This window comes from Methylobacterium sp. Leaf94 (genome assembly GCF_001426045.1).
Taxonomy (GTDB): Bacteria; Pseudomonadota; Alphaproteobacteria; order Rhizobiales; family Beijerinckiaceae; genus Methylobacterium.
Genome location: NZ_LMRM01000034.1, coordinates 141895 through 160562, shown reverse-complemented (window position 1 = coordinate 160562; position 18668 = coordinate 141895). Strand labels below are relative to the sequence as shown.

General features: G+C 71.7%; 17 protein-coding genes and 1 pseudogene. 11 read left to right on the top strand and 7 right to left on the bottom strand.

What is annotated here, in order from left to right; all coding sequences use genetic code 11:
* Positions 1 to 30: 30 nt before the first annotated feature.
* The gene (locus ASG63_RS16225; RefSeq protein WP_056218475.1) at positions 31 to 1269 is read right to left on the bottom strand and encodes an amidase; all 1239 of its coding nucleotides are present in this window, start codon (positions 1267 to 1269) and stop codon (positions 31 to 33) included.
* A 110-nt stretch (positions 1270 to 1379) separates the two neighbouring features.
* Between ASG63_RS16225 and ASG63_RS16220 the strand changes: the two genes are divergently transcribed.
* The 4 genes from ASG63_RS16220 (at position 1380) to ASG63_RS16205 (ending at position 4623) form a co-directional block, all read left to right on the top strand.
* Positions 1380 to 2396: an extensin-like domain-containing protein gene (locus ASG63_RS16220; RefSeq protein ID WP_056218473.1), complete on the top strand. Its 1017-nt coding sequence runs from the start codon at positions 1380 to 1382 to the stop codon at positions 2394 to 2396.
* Positions 2397 to 2547: 151 nt separating this feature from the next.
* On the top strand, positions 2548 to 3015 hold the full coding sequence (locus tag ASG63_RS16215; RefSeq protein WP_056218471.1) for a hypothetical protein: 468 nt from the start codon (positions 2548 to 2550) through the stop codon (positions 3013 to 3015).
* Positions 3016 to 3077: 62 nt separating this feature from the next.
* Positions 3078 to 3713, top strand: a complete 636-nt coding sequence (locus ASG63_RS16210) for a ribonuclease T2 family protein (protein ID WP_056219433.1) — start codon at positions 3078 to 3080, stop codon at positions 3711 to 3713.
* A 64-nt stretch (positions 3714 to 3777) separates the two neighbouring features.
* Positions 3778 to 4623: a 23S rRNA (adenine(2030)-N(6))-methyltransferase RlmJ gene (locus ASG63_RS16205; RefSeq protein WP_056218469.1), complete on the top strand. Its 846-nt coding sequence runs from the start codon at positions 3778 to 3780 to the stop codon at positions 4621 to 4623.
* Between the two features lie 121 nt (positions 4624 to 4744).
* Here ASG63_RS16205 and ASG63_RS16200 read toward each other — a convergent pair whose 3' ends face one another.
* On the bottom strand, positions 4745 to 6178 hold the full coding sequence (locus ASG63_RS16200; protein ID WP_056218466.1) for an FAD-linked oxidase C-terminal domain-containing protein: 1434 nt from the start codon (positions 6176 to 6178) through the stop codon (positions 4745 to 4747).
* Between the two features lie 304 nt (positions 6179 to 6482).
* Here ASG63_RS16200 and ASG63_RS16195 point away from each other — a divergent pair, with 304 nt between their 5' ends.
* On the top strand, positions 6483 to 6845 hold the full coding sequence (locus tag ASG63_RS16195; protein WP_056218463.1) for a c-type cytochrome: 363 nt from the start codon (positions 6483 to 6485) through the stop codon (positions 6843 to 6845).
* 142 nt (positions 6846 to 6987) lie between these two features.
* Here ASG63_RS16195 and ASG63_RS26860 read toward each other — a convergent pair whose 3' ends face one another.
* Positions 6988 to 7572: a MarR family winged helix-turn-helix transcriptional regulator gene (locus ASG63_RS26860; protein WP_156394222.1), complete on the bottom strand. Its 585-nt coding sequence runs from the start codon at positions 7570 to 7572 to the stop codon at positions 6988 to 6990.
* Positions 7573 to 7760: 188 nt separating this feature from the next.
* Here ASG63_RS26860 and ASG63_RS16185 point away from each other — a divergent pair, with 188 nt between their 5' ends.
* Positions 7761 to 8183 carry an organic hydroperoxide resistance protein gene (locus tag ASG63_RS16185; protein ID WP_055946503.1) on the top strand — a complete coding sequence of 141 codons (423 nt, stop codon included), beginning with the start codon at positions 7761 to 7763 and terminating at the stop codon, positions 8181 to 8183.
* A gap of 52 nt (positions 8184 to 8235) precedes the next feature.
* On the opposite strand, the gene hisS is transcribed toward ASG63_RS16185, so the two are convergent.
* The 4 genes and pseudogenes from hisS to secB all read right to left on the bottom strand — a co-directional run bounded on the left by hisS (position 8236) and on the right by secB (position 12379).
* Positions 8236 to 9762: a histidine--tRNA ligase gene (gene hisS / locus ASG63_RS16180; RefSeq protein ID WP_443189802.1), complete on the bottom strand. Its 1527-nt coding sequence runs from the start codon at positions 9760 to 9762 to the stop codon at positions 8236 to 8238.
* A 64-nt stretch (positions 9763 to 9826) separates the two neighbouring features.
* Positions 9827 to 10318: a DUF3429 domain-containing protein gene (locus ASG63_RS16175; RefSeq protein WP_056218460.1), complete on the bottom strand. Its 492-nt coding sequence runs from the start codon at positions 10316 to 10318 to the stop codon at positions 9827 to 9829.
* A gap of 125 nt (positions 10319 to 10443) precedes the next feature.
* A pseudogene (locus tag ASG63_RS16170) lies at positions 10444 to 11708 on the bottom strand (MFS transporter); the annotation flags it as partial.
* A 161-nt stretch (positions 11709 to 11869) separates the two neighbouring features.
* Positions 11870 to 12379: a protein-export chaperone SecB gene (secB, locus tag ASG63_RS16165; RefSeq protein WP_056218455.1), complete on the bottom strand. Its 510-nt coding sequence runs from the start codon at positions 12377 to 12379 to the stop codon at positions 11870 to 11872.
* Positions 12380 to 12912: 533 nt separating this feature from the next.
* On the opposite strand from secB, the gene ASG63_RS16160 reads away from it, so the two are divergent.
* The 5 genes from ASG63_RS16160 (at position 12913) to mnmE (ending at position 18594) form a co-directional block, all read left to right on the top strand.
* A complete protein-coding gene (locus tag ASG63_RS16160) occupies positions 12913 to 13641 on the top strand; it encodes a Tim44/TimA family putative adaptor protein (protein WP_056218452.1) in 729 nt (242 codons plus the stop codon).
* Between the two features lie 22 nt (positions 13642 to 13663).
* On the top strand, positions 13664 to 14863 hold the full coding sequence (gene mltA / locus ASG63_RS16155) for a murein transglycosylase A (RefSeq protein WP_443189801.1): 1200 nt from the start codon (positions 13664 to 13666) through the stop codon (positions 14861 to 14863).
* Complete coding sequence (locus ASG63_RS16150) at positions 14860 to 15540, top strand: Smr/MutS family protein (RefSeq protein WP_056218449.1); 681 nt, start codon at positions 14860 to 14862, stop codon at positions 15538 to 15540. The genes mltA and ASG63_RS16150 overlap by 4 nt, the downstream gene beginning before the upstream one ends.
* Positions 15541 to 15865: 325 nt before the next feature.
* Complete coding sequence (gene rho, locus ASG63_RS16145) at positions 15866 to 17131, top strand: transcription termination factor Rho (RefSeq protein WP_407067315.1); 1266 nt, start codon at positions 15866 to 15868, stop codon at positions 17129 to 17131.
* Between the two features lie 146 nt (positions 17132 to 17277).
* Positions 17278 to 18594: a tRNA uridine-5-carboxymethylaminomethyl(34) synthesis GTPase MnmE gene (gene mnmE / locus ASG63_RS16140; protein WP_056218445.1), complete on the top strand. Its 1317-nt coding sequence runs from the start codon at positions 17278 to 17280 to the stop codon at positions 18592 to 18594.
* Positions 18595 to 18668: the final 74 nt, after the last annotated feature.

The following is an 18668-nucleotide window of genomic DNA, read 5'->3' as shown; positions in this document are numbered from 1 at the left end:
TCTATCTCGTCGGCTTGCGGCGTCGGGGCGCTACACCGCCAGGGCTTGCTCGATCATCCGTGCCACGGCGAGTGCCCGGCCATCGTCGCCGAAGCGGGCGACGACCTGAACGCCCAGGGGCAGGCCGTCCCCGGGGACCGGGACGGTGACGCAGGGCACGCCCATCAGGGTCCAGAGGCGGTTGAAGCGCGCGTCGCCCGTGGTGCCGAGGCCGGCCGGCGCCCGGCCCGGGGCCGACAGGGTCAGGATCGCGTCGAAATCTCCGAACAGGTCCTTCAACGCGCGCCGGGCCCGGTGCGCGGCGCGGCGCGCCGCGTCGTACTGAGCGGCGACGAGATCCTGGGCCGCATCGAGCTGCGTGCCGAGTTCCGGGCTGAGCTGCGCCCGGTGGTGGGCGTATTCCCAGGCCAGCGCCTGGCGTGCCTCGTAGTCCTGGATGACGGGGTGCTGCGCCCAGGCCTCCGGCAGCGGGGCCGGCAGGACGAGGTCGACGACCCGGGCGCCGGCGGCCTCGGCCGCGCGGGCGGCCCGGTGCAGGGCGGCGAGGGCGTCCGGGTCGGGCGCGTCGGCGAAGCCCTGGAGGCAGAGGCCGAGGCGCGGAGCCTGGGGGGCCGCGTCCAGATCGAGGTCGAGGGCGGGCCGGTCGGCGATCAGGCTCAGGCCCTGGGCGACGTCGCGGATGCCGGCGCCGAACAGGCCGACGGTGTCCAGCGCCCAGGAGAAGGTCTTCACGCCCACCGTCGGCAGGAGCCGGAAGGACGGCTTGATCGCCGCCACCCCGCAGAAGGCCGCCGGCCGGATCACGGAGCCGCCGGTCTGGGTGCCGAGCGCGAGGGGCACCATCCCGGCGGCGACGGCCGCGGCCGACCCCGCCGAGGAGCCGCCGGGCGTGTGGCCGGGGTCGCGCGGGTTCACCGTTGCGGTGGGATCGTGGCTGGCGAAGGGGGAGGTGCTGGTCTTGACCAGGGGCACGGCGCCGAGCGCCCGCAGACGCGCCACGATGGCGGCATCCGCCCTGGGCTGCCAGCCGGCATAGATCGGAGACCCCATCTGCGTCGGCAGGTCGGCGGTGTCGATGATGTCCTTGACCCCGACCGCGATGCCCGCCAGCGGCCCGGAGCCGGCGATCGCCGGGGCGGGATTTCGGCTGACGATCGCCCCGATGCCGGGGTCGCGCGCCGCGATGGCGGCCTCGGCGAGACGGATGGCGCCGGCGGGGTCGAGGGTGCCGGCGGCGATGCGGGTGCGGAGATCGACGAGGGACAGCATGGGGGCTTGGTCCGGCCTCGGCCGCCTCCTGTCAACACCCGTCCACAGGGACGCCGCCCGCACCGCATCGTTGACGCAACGTTTACGGAACCCGGCGCATCGTCCGCGTCATGTGGCGTAGCGTATTCGCGTTCTCGGCCCTGACGCTGTTCGGCGCGGGCCTCACCGGCTGTGCACTCAACAAGTTTGAGCAGCGCGAGCCGTGGCGTGACCAGACCGAGCAGGCCTGCAATGCCAAACGCCTGGTGGAGACGACGGAGTTCGTCACCCCCGTCAAGGAGATCAGCGGGCCGGGCGTCTGCGGCATGCTGCAGCCCTATCGCGTCACCCGCCTGGGCAAGGGGACCGTCGCCCTGAAGCAGCGGGTGACCCTGGCCTGCCCGGCGCTGACCGAGGCCGAGGCCTGGCTCGCCGACACGATCCAGCCGGCCGCGAACCTGTATTTCGGCCAGCCCGTGGCCGAGATCAACGCCGGCACCTATGCCTGCCGCGGCCGCAACAACCAGGCCGGCGCCAAGCTCTCCGAGCATTCCTTCGGCAATGCCGTCGACATCATGTCGTTCAAGCTCGCCGACGGCTACGTCATCACCGTGAAGGGCGGCTGGCGCGGTACCGAGGCCGAGCAGGGCTTCCTGCGCGAGGTCTTCCTCGGGGCCTGCGCCCGGTTCTCCACCGTGCTGGCGCCGGGCTCGAACGTCTTCCACTACGACCACATCCACGTCGACCTTGCCCGGCACGACCCGCGCGGCCTGCGTCGCATCTGCCAGCCGCTGATCAAGTTCACACCGCAGCTCGGTGCCGACGGCGTGCCGCGCGCCACGGCCCGGCCCCGTCCGCCCGAGCGCCTGCCCGCCCCGCCCCAGGCCCCGATCGACGTGGAGGAGGACGATCCCTACGGCGTCGCCCCGATGTCGGCGCGCCAACCCGCGAAGGTTCCGGCCGCGCAGCTCGCCCACGGCCCGGCCCCCGTTCGTCCGACCGCTCCGCCGGTGGCCTACGCCGCCGCGCCGCGGGGTCCGGTGCCGCGCGCCCCGGCGCCCCGGGTCGCGGCCGCCCTCCCCCCGGAGGATTTCGCCGCCGAGCCGCTCTCGCTCGCGGCCCCCGGCCTCGCCGAACCGATCTACTGACGGGCGCGCTGGTCCCGCATCCGGGGTGTGCCCGGCGCACCCCAGGGTCCGCGGAAAGCGACGGCGCGGCCGGCCGCCTGCTTGACAGGGCGGGCCGAGCCGCCATCGTTCGGGTCAGCTTCACGGACTCCAGCGGAACAAAGACGCCGGCATGCGCCCGAATCCCCTCTCCACCGCCCTCGCCCTCGGCCTCGTCCTGGCGGGCGCCCTCCAGCCGGCGCTCGCCCGCTCCGGCCGCGAGGAGATCACCCCCGCCGAGGAGCGCGAATTCAACTACGACGCCGACATCCCCGGCTGCCAGGCCCCCGAGGTGCTGGAGCGGCTCTCGACGCACTTCGCCGAGAAGGAGGCGAAGTTCTGGAACTCGTCCCTGACCATCCTGCGCTACGAGCACATCGAGCGCACGGCCTGGCGCCCCTGGGGCCTCGACTACGTCCCGCGCCGCTTCTGCAGCGCCGTGGCCACCACCTCGGACGGCGTCCGCCGCAAGGTCGACTACTCGGTGCGCGACGGGCTCGGGATCATCGGCGCCGACTGGGGCATCGAGTTCTGCGTCCACGGCCTGGATCGCAACCTCGCCTACGCCTATTCCTCGGCCTGCCGCGAAGCCCGTCCGTGAGCCCTGCCGCCGGGCACCGGTCGCGCGCACGCGGCACCCTGGCGGGCCTGACCCTGGCGCTGATGGCGTCGGGCGGACCGGCGTCGCCGGCGATGGCGCAGGGTTTCGAGCGCGGTGGCACGCCGGGCACGTTCGACTTCTACGTCCTGGCCTTGTCCTGGTCGCCGACCTACTGCGAGGGGCCCGGCGCCCGGCGCGAGGCGCAGGGCCAGTGCCGCCCGGGACGCGGCCTCGGCTTCGTCGTCCACGGGCTCTGGCCGCAATACACCCGCGGCTACCCGTCCAACTGTTCCTCCGTCGAGCGGTCGCCCACCCGGCAGGCGATCGCGGTGGCGGGCGAGGTCTACCCGAGCGAGGGCCTCGCCCGGCACGAGTGGCGCACCCACGGCACCTGCTCGGGTCTCGACCCGGTCTCCTACTTCCAGGCGGCCCGCGACGCCCGGGCGGCGGTGACCCTTCCGGACGCCTTCAAGGCCCCCGAGCGCGACACCCGGATGGCGCCGATCGACATCGCCCGGCAGTTCGTGGCGGCCAACCGGGGCCTGCGTCCCGACATGATGTCGGTGACCTGCCGGGGCGGCCAGCTCCGGGAGGTGCGGATCTGCTTTGCCAAGGACCTGCGCGGCTTCACCCCCTGCCCCGAGGTGGCGCGCCAGAATTGCCGTGCCGACGCGGTCGCCATCGACGCCGCGCGGTAGATGATGCCGCGATTCCACCCTGGGCCGGAGCGCCGGGGGGCGGGGTGAGACAGGCCCGGACGCCATGAATTACCGCCACGCCTTCCACGCCGGCAATTTCGCCGATGTCCTGAAGCACCTCGTGCTGAGCCGGGTGCTGGCGCATCTCTGCCTGAAGCCCACGGGCTTCCGGGCGATCGACACCCATGCGGGCCTCGGCTTCTACGACCTCACCGCCGACGAGGCCGGTCGCACCGGCGAGTGGCGGGACGGCTGGGGCCGCCTCGACACCCCCTTTCCCGAGGCCGTGGAAGCCCTGCTCGGGCCCTACCGCGCGGCGGTGGCGGCGGTGCAGGAGCGGCACGGGGCCGACACCTATCCCGGCTCGCCCGCCCTGATCCGCGAATTCCTGCGGCCCACCGACCAGGGCGTGTTCGTGGAGCTGCACCCGGCGGATGCCGAGATCCTGCGGGCGCGCTTCAACCAGGATTCCCTGTCGAAGGTGATGCATCGCGACGGCTGGACCGCGCTCAACGCGCTGATCCCGCCGCCGGAGCGCCGCGGCGTGGTCCTGATCGACCCGCCCTACGAGGAGCTCGGCGAGATCGACCGCCTCGGAACGGCCTTGGCCAGGGCGGTGGCCAAGTGGCCCACCGGGATCTATCTCGGCTGGTACCCGATCAAGGACGTGGCCAAGGTCGACCACATGGTGGCGCAGCTCGACCGGGTTCTCGCCCGCCCGGCCCTGCGCCTCGACCTCATGGTGTCCGAACCCGATCCGACCCGGCTCAACGGCAACGGCCTCATCGTCGTCAACCCGCCGTGGCGGCTCGCCGAGGAAGCGACGCTGTTCCTGCCGGCGCTCGCCGAACGCCTGGCCCGCACCGATTACGGCGCCTTCCGCTGCGAGGCCTTCGGCGCCGAGCCCTAGAGGTCGTCAGGGATCGGCGGAAACCGGTTATCCCGAAGAGACGAACGACGAGACCGGAATCGAGGGTCTGTCTGGTTCAGGAGGAACCTGACAGACCCCTGGGCGCTCAGGCTCTCGGCATTCAGGCGACCAGGCGCCCTTCCAGGGGGAACACCTTGGCGGGGTTCATCAGCCAGTGCGGATCGAAGACGTTCCGCACCCGCATCTGCTGCTCCAGGTCTTCCTGGGCGTACTGGAAGCGCATGAGCTCGCGCTTCTCGATGCCGACGCCGTGCTCGCCCGTGAGGCAGCCGCCGACCTCGACGCAGAGCTTGAGGATCTCGTCGCCGGCCGCCTCCGCCTTCTCCATCTCGCCCGGCTTGTTGATGTCGAACAGGATCAGCGGGTGCAGGTTGCCGTCGCCGGCATGGAACACGTTGGCGACGCGCAGGCCCTTCTCGGCGCAGATCGCCCCGATGCGCTCCAGCACCCCGGGGAGCTGCCCGGTGGGGATGGTGCCGTCCATGCAGATGTAGTCCGAGATCCGGCCGGTGGCGCCGAAGGCGGACTTGCGGCCCTTCCAGATGGCGGCGCTCTCGGCCTCGGATTTCGAGACCCGGATGCTCGTTGGGTTGAAGTCGCTGGCGATGGCCTCGATGCGGGCGAGCATCGCCGTGCACTCGGCGTCGGACCCCTCGACCTCGATGATCAGCATGGCCTCGGCGTCGCGCGGATAGCCTGCCTGGGCGAAGTCCTCGGTGATCAGGATCGCCTCGCGGTCCATGTACTCGATCGCCACCGGGATGATGCCCGCGCCGATGATCGCGGCCGTACAGGCGCCCGCATCCTCCACCGAGCCGAAGCCGACCAGCGCCGGGCGCGCGCCCTCCGCCGCCCGCAGGATGCGCACGGTCGCCTCGGTGACGATGCCGAGCTGCCCCTCCGAGCCGCAGACGAGACCGAGGAGGTCGTAGCCGGGCGCGTCGAGATGCGTGCCGCCGATCGTCACCACGGTGCCGTCGTTCATCACGAGGGTCACGCCGAGCAGGTTGTTGGTGGTCACCCCGTACTTGAGGCAGTGCGCCCCGCCCGAATTCATCGCGATGTTGCCCGCGATGGTGCAGGCGAGCTGGCTCGAGGGGTCGGGGGCGTAGAAGAATCCCTCGTGGCTGACCGCGCCCGAGATGGCCAGGTTGGTGATGCCGGCCTCGACCCGCGCGGTGCGGTTCTCGAAATCGATGTCCAGGATGCGGTTCATCTTCGAGATGCCGAGGATCACCGCATCCTCCTGGGCGATGGCGCCGCCGGCCAGGGAGGTGCCGGCGCCCCGCGGCACCACCCGGACGCCGTTGGCGTGGCAGAACGCCATCACGGCCGAGACCTCGGCGGTGGTGGAGGGCAGCACCACGGCCAGGGGCATCTTGCGGTAGGCGGTGAGCCCGTCGGTCTCGAAGGCGCGGCGCTCGTCCTCCGTCGTGACCAGGGCCTCCGGAGCGACCAGGGGGGCGAGGCCCGCGATGATCGCCTCGCGGCGGGCGACGATGGCGGCATCGGGCACGGGAAAGGCGATCGACATGGGCATGTCCTCCGGGGGCGGGCCATCTTCATCATCCGCTCAGCCGCGATCGCCTATGAGCAAGCGGCGGTGAGAGACGGAGGGACGGACGGCGCTTTGCGGTGGACCTTAGGGCAAACGCCGGCGCGGCGCATCCGGTTCGTGGCCTCGACCGCGGCGGCGGAACCGAACGCCGCCGGGGAAGCTTCCTTTGGCCGCAGCTCATCGCGGCGGACCTTGCGCGTTCCTGTCTCGATCTGTTCTAAACGGGTAAGCTCTGCCATAAGCCCAAGCGGCTGAAGCCGCTTCTAGGAGGAAAAACACGATGCGTCATGTCATGTTCGGCGCCGCCCTGGCCCTGCTGCTGCCTCTGTCGGCGCATGCCGAGGGCGACGCCGCCGCCGGCGAGAAGGCCTTCGCCCCCTGCAAGGCTTGCCACAACTTCGAGAAGAACGGCGTCGGCCCGACCCTGAAGGGCGTCGTGGGCTCGAAGGCCGGCGAAGGCGCGGACGGCTACGCCTTCTCGGCGGCCCTGAAGGCCTCCGGCATCACCTGGGACGAGGCCAATCTCCACGAGTGGCTGGTCGACCCGAAGAAGAAGGTTCCGGGCACCAAGATGGTCTTCCCCGGCATCAAGGACCCCAAGAAGGTCGACGACATCATCGCCTACCTCAAGACCAAGTCCTGATCCTGACGACCTGATTCCGAGGCCCGGGGTTCCGCGATCGGTCCGGCCTGTCCTTCGGGGCCGGCCGGGATCATCCGCCCGGGCTCGATCAGGAAGCCGTTCCCGCCACGGCGGGAGCGGCTTTTTTCATGCCTCGCGTCCCTCAGGATCCGCGTCGCGCGGCGTCGCGGCCGGAGGGAACGGAGCGGTCCCTCCCCTCGCCGAGGCTGATTTGGTCTTCGCCGGCGCCGGCCTGGCCCTCGCCGAGGCCCGCATGCAGCGCGCCGCGCAGGTTCATCAGGATGTCGAGGAGGGCCCGCCGCCCCTCGAGATCGAGGCCGGTCAGGCCGCCCACCTCGTCCGGCACGCATTCCATCCGGCCGCGCAGGGCCCGGCTCTGCTCGGTCAGGAAGATGCTCACCTGCCGCTCGTCGGCCCGGTCCCGCGCCCGCTTCACGTGGCCGGCCGCCTCCAGGCGCTTGAGCAGGGGCGTCAGGGTTCCGGAATCCAGGAACAGGCGCTGGCCGATCTCCTTGACCGTCAGCCCCTCCTCCTCCCACAGGACCAGCAGGACCAGATATTGCGGGTAGGTCAGGTCATGCGCGGCCAGCAGGGCCCGATAGGCTCGTCCGAAGGCATGGGCCGTGGCATAGACGGCAAAGCAGAGCTGGCTGTCCAGGCTCAGGGCGTCCGGGGATGCCGGCTCCGCCACCGGCTCCCGGCGCGTGCGGGTCTGCCGTCCCGACATATTCAACGATCCTTCACGATGGGCCGCGCGCCGAACTTGGGCCGCGGGACCGATCTTATTCAAATTTCATATTGCGCACAATCAAGTTCTATGCGAGGAAATAACTAGGTTGCGCGCAATCGATATGGACCGGCCCCGGCCGGACCGACGCGTGCGATCCCCGCGTTCGTTCAGCAGGAGAGACCGACATGAAGGCACTCTACACCGCCCACGCCCATGCCACCGGCGGCCGTGAAGGCTCCGCCGCGACCGACGATGCCAAGGTGGACGTCAAGCTCTCCACCCCCAAGGAGCTGGGCGGCGGCGGTGGCGCCGGCACCAACCCGGAGCAGCTCTTCGCGGCCGGCTACGCCGCCTGCTTCCTCGGCGCGATCAAGTTCGTGGCCGGCAAGGACAAGATCACGGTGTCGGAGGAGTCCAAGATCGAGTCGAGCGTCGGCATCGGCCCGCGGGACGACGGTACCGGCTTCGGCCTCGTCGTCGCCCTCAAGGCGACCCTGCCGGGCCTCGACCGGGCGGTGGCCGAGGATCTGGTGAAGCGCGCCGACGTGGTGTGCCCCTACTCCCACGCCACCCGCGGCAACATCCAGGTCGACATCTCGGTCGCCTGACGGCTCCCGGCCGTGGAGCAGGACTCCCCGGCCCCGTCGTGCGCCTGGGACGTCAGAAGTGGCGTCCTAGGACCTCGCGCACCCGCTCGACCATCTCGGCCACCGGCACCGAGAACTGGGCCGGGCGCGCGGCTTTCCAGGCGGCGTTGCTGGTGATGGCGGCCGCCGCCTTGGCGCCCTCGATCAGGTCCTTGATCTGGACCTCGCCGGCCTCGCGCTCGTTCGAGCCCTGGATGATGGCGCAGGGGGATCCTCGCCGGTCGGCATACTTCATCTGGGCCTTCATGCCCGAGCCGCCGAGATAGAGTTCGGCCCGGATGCCGGCCGCGCGCAGGCTCGCGACGAGCCGTTGGTAGTCGGCGACGTTGTCCCGGTCGAGCACCAGCACCACCACGGGGCCGGGCTTGGCGAGGCCGTCCAGCAGCGGGCTCTTCACCAGCTGCAGCGCCGAGAACAGGCGCGAGACGCCGATGGAGAAGCCGGTGGCCGGCACCGGCTCGGCGCGAAAACGCCCGACGAGGCCGTCGTAGCGGCCGCCGCCCGAGACCGAGCCGAAGCGCACCACCTGTCCGTCCTCGTTGGTCACCGGGAAGGTCAGCTCCGCCTCGTAGACCGGGCCGGTGTAGTACTCGAGCCCGCGCACCACCGAGGGGTCGATGCGGATGCGGGCGTCGTAGCCGGCCGCCGCGAACAGGGCGGCCATGTCGGCGAGCTCGCGCACGCCCTCCAGGCCGATGGCGCTGCCCGCCAGGGAGGTTTCGAAGTTCGCCAGGGTGGTGGCGTTGTCGGCCGGCGCCGATCCCGCTCCGGTCCAGCCGGTGAAGGCCAGCACCCGGCCGATCGCCTCATCGGGCAATCCGGCGCCCTTGGTGAAGTCGCCGCTCTCGTCCTTGCGCCCCGCGCCCAGCAACTCGCGCACGCCCGCGTCGCCGAGGCGGTCGAGCTTGTCGATGGCGCGCAGCACGGTCAGGCGCTGACCGGCCTTGTCGGGACCGCTGAGCCCGATCGACTCCATCAGCCCGTCGAGCACCTTCCGGTTGTTGACCTTGACCACGTACTGGCCGGTGAGCCCGAGCTTCTCCAGGGTGTCGGCCATCAGCATGCAGATCTCGGCATCCGCCGCCACCGAGGCGGCGCCCACGATGTCGGCGTCGAACTGCATGAACTGGCGGAAGCGCCCCGGACCCGGCTTCTCGTTGCGGAAGACGTAGCCGGCGCGGAAGCTCCGGTAGGGCTTGGGGATCGCGTCGAAGTGCTCGGCCACGTGCCGGGCCAGGGGGGCGGTGAGGTCGTAGCGCAGCGAGAGCCAGGATTCGTCGTCGTCCTGGAAGGAGAAAACGCCCGCGTTCGGCCGGTCGAGGTCGGGCAGGAACTTGCCCAGCGCCTCGGTGTACTCGACGAAGGGCGTCTCCAGCGCCTCGAAGCCGAAGAGTTCGAAGCTCTGCCGGATCGTCTCCAGCATGCGGTGCTGGGCGGCGATCTCGTCCGCGCGCCGGTCGACGAAACCGCGCGGCAGGCGCGGCTTCAGGGTGTCGGCCTTCGTTGAATCGGCCTTGGCCATGGTGATCTTCGCGTCCATCGGGGCTGTTCGAGGTCCCGGGGGCTCTATCGCGGGTGGCGGGGGGCGGCAAGCAGGGGGGCGTTCAGAGCCTCAGGGCCAGGAGGGCCGCGAGGCTGAGGAGGGCGATGGGGATCTGCACCGGGCGCAGGCGCGCGAAGAACAGGGGCGCCTCGCCCCGCCGTGCCGCGATCGGGTCGAGCACCGCGATCGCCCCGAATCCGACGAGGAGCAGGACCAGCGCGGCCACTGCCGCGTCCAGGGTCGCCAGCGCCAGGGCGACGAAGCCGAGGCTGAACAGCCCGATCATGGTGGCCATCTGGGTGAGGGTCGGCCCGCCCTCGGTGCGGAAGCTGAGGCCCCGGCGCACGCCCGACAGGAACAGCAGGATGGCGCAGCCCCAGAGGATCGTCAGGAGCAGGGCGGCCTCGCCCAAGGGATCGCCGGGCCGGACCCAGGCGGTGACGGCGCCGACCACGAAGGGCAGCATCGGGCCGTAGCCGAACACGATGCTGAGCCAGGGGACGGCGCGCGGTTCGGTGACCCGCAGGGTCCGTCCGTCGGGTCGATCGTGCATGGTCGGGGGCTCCGGTGGCTGAGGCTCCCTCGCCAAACCGGGGCGGGGGCGGCCTGTTCCGCCGGGCGGCAATCCGCCCTCAGGCGGTCTCCGGCTCGCGCGCGCCCCGAGCCTTCTCGGTGCCGCGGCCGGGTTCGCTCCCGCTCTCGGCGGCGGCGCCGTTCGCGGACGACCCGTCGCCCGGATGTCCGTCGCCTTCGCGTCCGCCGCGACTCTCGCTGGTGGTATCGAGCCACAGGACTAGGCCGAGGGCGACGAGGGCGGGCGCCCCCAGCGCCAGGAAGGCGCCGGTCCAGCCGAGCATCGCCTGGGCGAGGCCGCCGTACCAGGCCGAGAGGGCGCCGCCGATGCCCTGGAGGGCGTTGAGGGCGCCGAGCGCCGTCTGGGTGCGGCCGGAGCCCCAGGTCAGGTCGGCCACCACCACCGGCACGGCCACGCCGATGATGCCGGAGGCGACGCCGTCGAGGATTTCGGCCGAGATCAGCCAGAGGGGATCGTCGATGAAGGCCGAAAGCGCGGCGCGGACCGGCAGCACCGCGCAGGCGGCGATGAGGAGCTGGCGCCGCCCGCGCCGGTCGGCGAGCGATCCGGCGAAGAGCGCCACGGGGATCATCACCAGCTGCGCCACCATGACGTAGCGGGCGGTCCAGCTCGTTGCGTCGACGGCGGTGGCCACCAGCGTCTGGCCGAGCAGCGAGAGCATGCCGCCGTTGCCGAGGTTGAACAGGGCCAGCGCCACGGCGAGGACGAGGAGCTTGCGGTTGGCCACGATGCTGCGCAGGCCGGCGCGCTCGGGCGTGTCGTCGCCCTCCTCCTGCCAGCCCACGGCCCGGCGCTCGCTGTAGCAATGCCCCGGCGTCGTCAGCGCCGCCACGATGGCCAGCACCGCCATGGCGCCCAGCACCCAGAAGGCGATGGCGGGGCCGAACCAGCCGGTGCCGAGGCTGATGCCGCCGGCCGCGAGCAGGATGCCGAGATGGTTGAAGGCCTGGTTGCGGCCCTGTTGCTTCGGAAAGCGGTCCTTGCCGACGATGCCGAGGGTCAGGGCGGTGACGGCCGGCAGCAGCAGCGTGCCGCCCGCCGCCGCCATCATCTGCGCGGCGAAGACCGGGATGACGCCGCGTGCGGGGAGCAGCAGCAGGGTGCCGCACAGGATGGCGCCGCAGGCCACGGCGATCAGCATCCGGGGCCGGCCGAGGCGGTCGACCAGGGCGCCGAAGGGGCCGCTGAGGAGGAGGGAGCCGATCCCCACCAGGGTGGTGACGAAGCCGATCCGCGAGGGGCTCCACGACGCGGCTTCCGCGAGCCAGGTGCCGAGGAACGGTCCGAGCCCGCCCTGGATGTCGCCCGTGAAGACGTTGATCAGGGCGAGGTGGTGTGTGGCGAGCATGCGATCCCGGGGCTGAGGCGATCCGGCGACCGGCGGCACGCGGGGCCGCGGCCGGACTGGCTGCGAGTAACGGCCAAGTCCGGCCTTCGATCCTCAAGTCCGGCCTTCGATCCTCAGGACCCCGGATCCCGCCCCGGGCGGACGGGGCGCGACGCGCGCTCTCAGGAGGCGAGCGGGCCGGTCTCGCCCTGGGCCTGGGCCTCCATGGCCTTCTGGCGGTAGAGGCCGACGAAGTCGATCGGGTCGATGTAGAGGGGCGGGAAGCCGCCGTTGCGCACGGCCTCGGCGACGATCTGGCGCGCGAAGGGGAAGAGCAGGCGCGGGCACTCGATCATCACGGCCGGGTGGAGCTGGTCCTGCGGGATGTTGCGCATGCGGAAGATGCCCGCATAGGTCAGCTCGAAGGCGAACAGCACTTCGTTGGCGATCTTGGCATCGCCTTCCAGGGTCAGGTCGACCTCGAAATCGAACTCGGCCACCTGCTTGGCGTTGACGTTCACCTGGATGTTGATCTGCGGCCCGCTTTCCTGCGGCTGCAGGGAGCGCGGCGCGTTCGGATTCTCGAAGGAGAGATCCTTGGTGTACTGCGCGAGCGCGTTGATCGTCGGCGTCGCGTCGTCGGTCTGCGCCGTGGCGCCACCGTTGCCGTTCGGTGCCGGAGTGTCGGCCATGGCGTTGTGTCCTCTTCCTGGATCGTCGGGGCGCGGTGGGGCCCGGGTCTGATGCGCTCTCCCGGGGGCGAACCCCGTGGGCGCCGATCCCGGTCGCCCGGAACCGGGCGCACCGGCCTGCACACCGGCCTGCCACCACCGCCCGGCCCGCGCGATAGCGCGCTATCACGCTCGCCCGCACGGGACAAGGCGAGCCCGGGAGCCCGGGACGCGGGACCCGTCGGGGCCGCCGCCGGGTCAAGGCGGCGCAGGCGCACGCCCTCGCCTGGAATCGCCGCCCGCGATATCCATATCTCCGCACGAGCCCGGAGGTTCGACCCCGATCGAGACTTCCGCGCGCAGGAACCCGGCCTGCGCCTTGCGCGGGGCCGGGGGAATGCGCGACATGGCCAGATCTTTCTGGCCAGATCCTTCCTGGCCGGACCTATTCGGCCGGGCGTGTCTCGGCCACGCATGTCAGCCGAGGACCCGGGCCGGGTTTCCAGAGCCCCGTGAAGTAACGTATTCGTGCCACGGCCACGATCGGATCAGTGATGCAGGACTCCTTCGACTTGACGACCCTGATCTTTCTCGCGCTGGCGGTCTTCGTCATCTGGCGCCTGCGCTCGGTGCTGGGTCAGAAGACCGGCACGGAGCGCTCGCCCTTCAAGCCGGTGGACCGCAGCCGCACCGAGCCGCCGGCCCGCGGGGAAGGCGACAACGTCGTGCGCCTGCCCGGCGCCGACCGGGTCCAGCCCCCGGCCGATCGCGGCCAGACCGCGGTGAAGACCGACGTGCGCGACTGGCGCGGCATCGCCGAGCCCGGCTCGGCCATCGCCCAGGGCCTCGAATCCATCGTCCAGGTCGAGCCCGCCTTCGATCCGCGCGCCTTCGTGGAGGGGGCCCGCAGCGCCTACGAGGCCATCGTGATCGCCTTCGCCAAGGGCGACCGCAAGACCCTGCGCAGCCTGCTATCCCGCGAGGTCTGCGAGGGCTTCGAGCGCGAGATCGACGCCCGTGAGGCCCGCCGCGAGACCGTGGAGACCACCTTCGTCTCCCTCGACAAGGCCGAGATCGTGGCCGTCGACGTGAAGAACCGCGTCGCGCAGGTCACGGTGCACTTCCTCTCCCACCTCATCACCGCCACCCGCAACGCGCAGGGGCAGGTGACCGACGGCAGCGCCGAGGCGGTGGTCGAGGTGCCGGACGTCTGGACCTTCGCCCGGACGCTGGGCACCCGCGACCCGAACTGGCAGCTCGTCGCCACGGAAGCCGGCGCCTGAGCCTGAAGGGGCCCAAGGTCGCGTGATCCGCTTCTTCCGTCCCGCGGCGAGTCTCCTCGCCGCCCTCAGCCTCCCCTCCCCCGGCTCGGCCGCCCCCGCGGCCGAGCCGTTTCGCGTGGGCGGGGCCGTGCTGGAGCCGGTCGATCCCGCCTCGCTGCCGGGGTTCCCCGGCCCCGAGGCCGGCGCGGCGCTCGCGGCCTTCCGCCGGACCTGCCGGACCCCGCCGGGGACGCCCCAGCCCGCCACCGTCGCGGGCGCGCCCGAGGCGCTCCGGACCGCCTGCGCCCGGGCCGAGACCGTGCCCGAGCCCGTGGCTGACGCCGCGGCGGCCCGCTTCTTCGCCGAAGCCTTCACGCCCTATCGGATCGTCAGGCCTCCGGCCGGGGGCAAGCCCGAGCAGCGCACGGGATTCCTCACCGGTTACTTCGAGCCGGAACTCGTCGGCGCCGCCACCCCGAGCCCGGATTTCACCGCCGCGGTGCTGGCCCGGCCCGACGACCTCGTCAGCCTGGAGCCCGGCGAGACGCGGCCCGGCCTCGACCCGTCCTTGCGCGCCGCGCGCCGGACCGGCGACGGCTTCGAGGCCTATCCCGACCGGGCCGCGATCGAGGACGGCGCCCTGGGCGCCCACGCCCGCCCCCTCCTCTACCTGCGCGACGCCGTCGACCTGTTCGTGCTCCAGGTCCAGGGCTCCGGCCGGGTCCGCCTGACCGACGGGCGCTCCGTCCGGGTCCTCTACGACGGCCGCAACGGCCGGCCCTACACCTCCATCGGCAAGCTCATCGTGACCGAGGGGCACCTGCCCCTCGACGGCCTCACCCTGGCCCGCTGGACCGGCTGGCTGCGGGCCAACCCCCGGCACGCCGCCCGGCTGATGCGGGCCAACGCCTCCTACATCTTCTTCCGCCTGGCCGAGATCGACGACCCGACGCTCGGGCCGCCCGGCGGGGCCGGCGTGCCCCTGAGCCCCGGCCGCAACCTCGCGGTGGACGCCACCCTCTGGCGCTACGGCCTGCCGTTCTGGCTCGAGGGCCGGATCGCCGGATCCGCCGAGCCGGGGCGCCTCGTCGTCGCCGCCGACACGGGGTCGGCCATCGTCGGCCCGGCGCGCGGCGACCTCTATCTCGGCACCGGCGCGGAGGCGGGGATCGCCGCCGGCAACCTGCGCGACGCCGTCGGCTTCGTCGTCCTGCTCCCGAAATCCGGGACGTCCGCCCCATGAAGACGCCCCGGCGCCCGCGCGGCCTCTCCGGGGAGGACGCCTATCTGTGGGGCGAGATCGCCCGGCTGATCACGCCCCTGCGCGGCCGCCTCGCGGGGCGGGGCGCGGCGGGCAAGCCGGCCGCCGCCACGCCGGCCCCGGCGACGCCCGCGGGGGCGTCGTCCAAGGTCGTCCCCGCCAAGTCCGCCATCGCCAAGTCCGCCATCACCAACTCGGGTCCCGCCAAGCCCGCGCCCCCGAAACCGATGCCCCGGACGCTGGCAAAGCGCGCGGCTCTGAAGCCGAACCCGCCGCCGGCGCTGCCCTCCCCCGTCCTGGCACCGGCACCGCCGACCGCGCCCGGTCTCGAGCGCCGCGTCCGCCTCGCCCTGCGCCGGGGGGCCCTCCAGGTCGATGCCCGGATCGATCTCCACGGGATGTACCAGGCGGAGGCGCACGGGGCGCTGATCGGCTTCCTGATGCGGGCCCGGGCGTCGGGCCACACCCACGTCCTCGTGGTCACCGGCAAGGGCGGCCCGACCTACGACGACGCCTTCTCCGAGCGCGGCGTGCTCCGCCGCAGCGTGCCCCACTGGCTGCGCGCGCCGGAGCTGCGCACCGTGGTCCTCGGCTTCGAGGAGGCGGCCCGCCACCACGGCGGCGCCGGGGCCCTCTACGTCCGCCTGCGCCGCCGCTGAGGGCCCCTGGCGGTGCCCCGACGGACGGACCTTGCGAAAAGCCGGGAAACGCGCTACCGCTGAAGCCTCTCCTCGTTACGCCGTGTTGCATCCGTGAGCCCCTGGCTCCGCCAAGACGATGCGCGGAGCCGTCTTTCCCCAGGACGGACCGACTGATCGGCGCCGAAACGGCGCCCGGCGACCAAACTCCCCGACTGCCCTGTCCGACCCTCTGCCCCGCCTCGCCCTTCCCGCCGGTTCTGAATCCCCCATGACGTCACCGTACGAGACCCTCCCCGTGGAAAGCCCGGCCGAGGGCGGAATCGTCGCCGCCGATCTCGACGGCATGCGCGAGGTCAAGCTCCAGGACCTCAAGTCCAGGACGCCGACCGACCTGATCGCCTTCGCCGAAGAGGTCGAGGTCGAGAACGCCTCGACCATGCGCAAGCAGGAACTGATGTTCGCCATCCTGAAGCAGCTCGCTGCCAAGGAGGTCGAGATCATCGGGGCGGGCACCGTCGAGGTGCTGCAGGACGGCTTCGGCTTCCTGCGCTCGTCCGACTCGAACTACCTGCCGGGTCCCGACGACATCTACATCTCGCCGACGCAGATCCGCCGCTTCGGCCTGCGCACCGGCGACACCGTCGAGGGGCCGATCCGCGGACCCAAGGACGGCGAGCGCTACTTCGCGCTGCTCAAGGTCAACACGATCAACTTCGAGAACCCGGAGAAGATCAAGCACAAGGTCCATTTCGACAACCTGACGCCGCTCTTCCCGACGCAGCGCTTCAAGCTCGAACTGGACAATCCGCCCAAGAAGGATTTCTCGCCGCGGATCATCGACATCGTCGCCCCCATCGGCAAGGGCCAGCGCGCCCTGATCGTGGCGCCGCCGCGCACCGGCAAGACCGTGCTGATGCAGAACATCGCGCAGTCGATCACCATCAACCACCCGGAATGCTACCTCATCGTGCTGCTCATCGACGAGCGCCCCGAGGAAGTCACCGACATGATCCGCTCGGTGAAGGGCGAGGTCATCGCCTCGACCTTCGACGAGCCGGCCACCCGCCACGTGCAGGTCGCCGAGATGGTGATCGAGAAGGCCAAGCGCCTCGTGGAGCATGGCCGCGACGTGGTCATCCTGCTCGATTCGATCACCCGCCTGGGCCGGGCCTACAACACCGTGGTGCCGTCCTCCGGCAAGGTGCTCACGGGCGGCGTCGACGCCAACGCCCTGCAGCGCCCGAAGCGCTTCTTCGGTGCCGCCCGCAACATCGAGGAGGGCGGCTCGCTCTCGATCATCGCCACCGCGCTCATCGACACCGGCTCGCGCATGGACGAGGTGATCTTTGAGGAGTTCAAGGGCACCGGCAACTCCGAGATCATTCTCGACCGCAAGGTCTCCGACAAGCGCATCTTCCCGGCCATCGACATCACCCGCTCGGGCACCCGCAAGGAGGAGCTCCTGGTGCCGCCGGATGCGCTCAAGAAGACCTACGTCCTGCGCCGCATCCTCAACCCGATGGGCGTCACCGACGCGATCGAGTTCCTCATGGACAAGCTGCGTCAGACCAAGAGCAACAACGACTTCTTCGACTCGATGAACACCTGAGACCGAACCGACCGGACCCGCGCTGCATCAGCCTACGGGTCCGGTCGGTGCCCTCGCCCGCTCGGAAATTTCCGGCTGAAACAAGTTTATTAGCTGGTTAACGATTGCCTGACGCGTCAGGGATTGGCGTCCGGGGCGCCGCGCCGATGACCGAAACCCCCACCCTCTACGCACCTGCCACCGGCCCGGGTCGATCGGCGGTCAGCGTCATCCGGATCTCCGGACCGGCCTCGGCCGCGGTGATATACACCCTCGCCGCCCCCCTCCCCCCGCCCCGCCGCCTGTCCCTGCGCACGCTGCGCAGCCCCGACGGCACGCCACTCGACCAGGCCCTCGTCGCCTGGATGCCGGGCCCCGCCAGCTTCACCGGCGAGGACATGGCGGAGCTGCACCTGCATGGCGGCCTGGCCGTTCGTAGCGCGGTCCTGCAAGCCCTGGCCGAGATCCCGCACTGTCGACCGGCCGAGCCCGGGGCCTTCACCCGCCGGGCCTTCCTCAACGGCCGTCTGGACCTCACCGAAGCCGAGGGGATCGCCGACCTCATCGATGCCGAGACCGAGGCGCAGCGACGCCAGGCCCTGCGCCAGCTCGATGGGGCCCTGGGCGGGCGGGTGGCCGATTGGCGCGCACGCCTCATCGATCTCCTCGCGGGCGTCGAGGCGGCCCTCGATTTCTCCGACGAAGGGGACGTCGACGACGGGGCCCTGGACGCCGCCCTGGCGCAGAAGGCCCGCGCGATCCGCGACGAGATCGCAACGGTCCTGGCCGATGCCCGGCGCGGGGAGCGCCTGCGGGATGGTTTCACCGTGGTCCTTGCCGGGCCACCCAATGCCGGCAAGTCGACGCTGCTGAACGCCCTGAGCCGGCGCGAGGCGGCCATCGTCTCGGCCATCCCCGGCACCACCCGCGACGTCATTGAGGTCCGCTGCGACCTCGGCGGCTTGCCGGTGATCCTGGTCGACACCGCCGGCCTGCGCGAGGCGGGCGATGCCATTGAGGCGGAGGGCATCCGCCGCACACGGGCCCGGATGCGGCAGGCCGACCTTGTCGTGATGCTCGACGGCCCGGACGCGCCGGCGACCACGCTCGAGCCGATGCCGGAGGGACCGGTGCTCCGCGTGCGGACCAAGCGCGACCTCGAGCCCGCCGTCGGCGTGCCGGAGAGCGCGATCGGCATCTCGGCGATCACCGGCGCGGGCCTGGAGGGATTGCTGGCGGCCATCGAGGCCGAGGCTTCCCGAGCAGTGGGGAGCGGCGATGCTCTGATCACCCGCGAACGCCACCGGCTGGGGCTGACCCGCTGCCGTGAGGATCTCGACCGCCTGCTGGCGGGGGCCGCCCTGCCCGAGCTCGCCGCCGAGGATCTCCGGCTCGCCGTGCGCGCGCTGGGCGAAGTGGCAGGGCATGTGAGCGTCGAGGAGATGCTGGATCGGCTGTTCTCCGGCTTCTGCATCGGCAAGTGAGCCGGGTCGACCTCGGCCTGTGACCCTGGGACCACGGGGCGGCGGTTTCACGTGAAAACCACGCTATGGTCGAA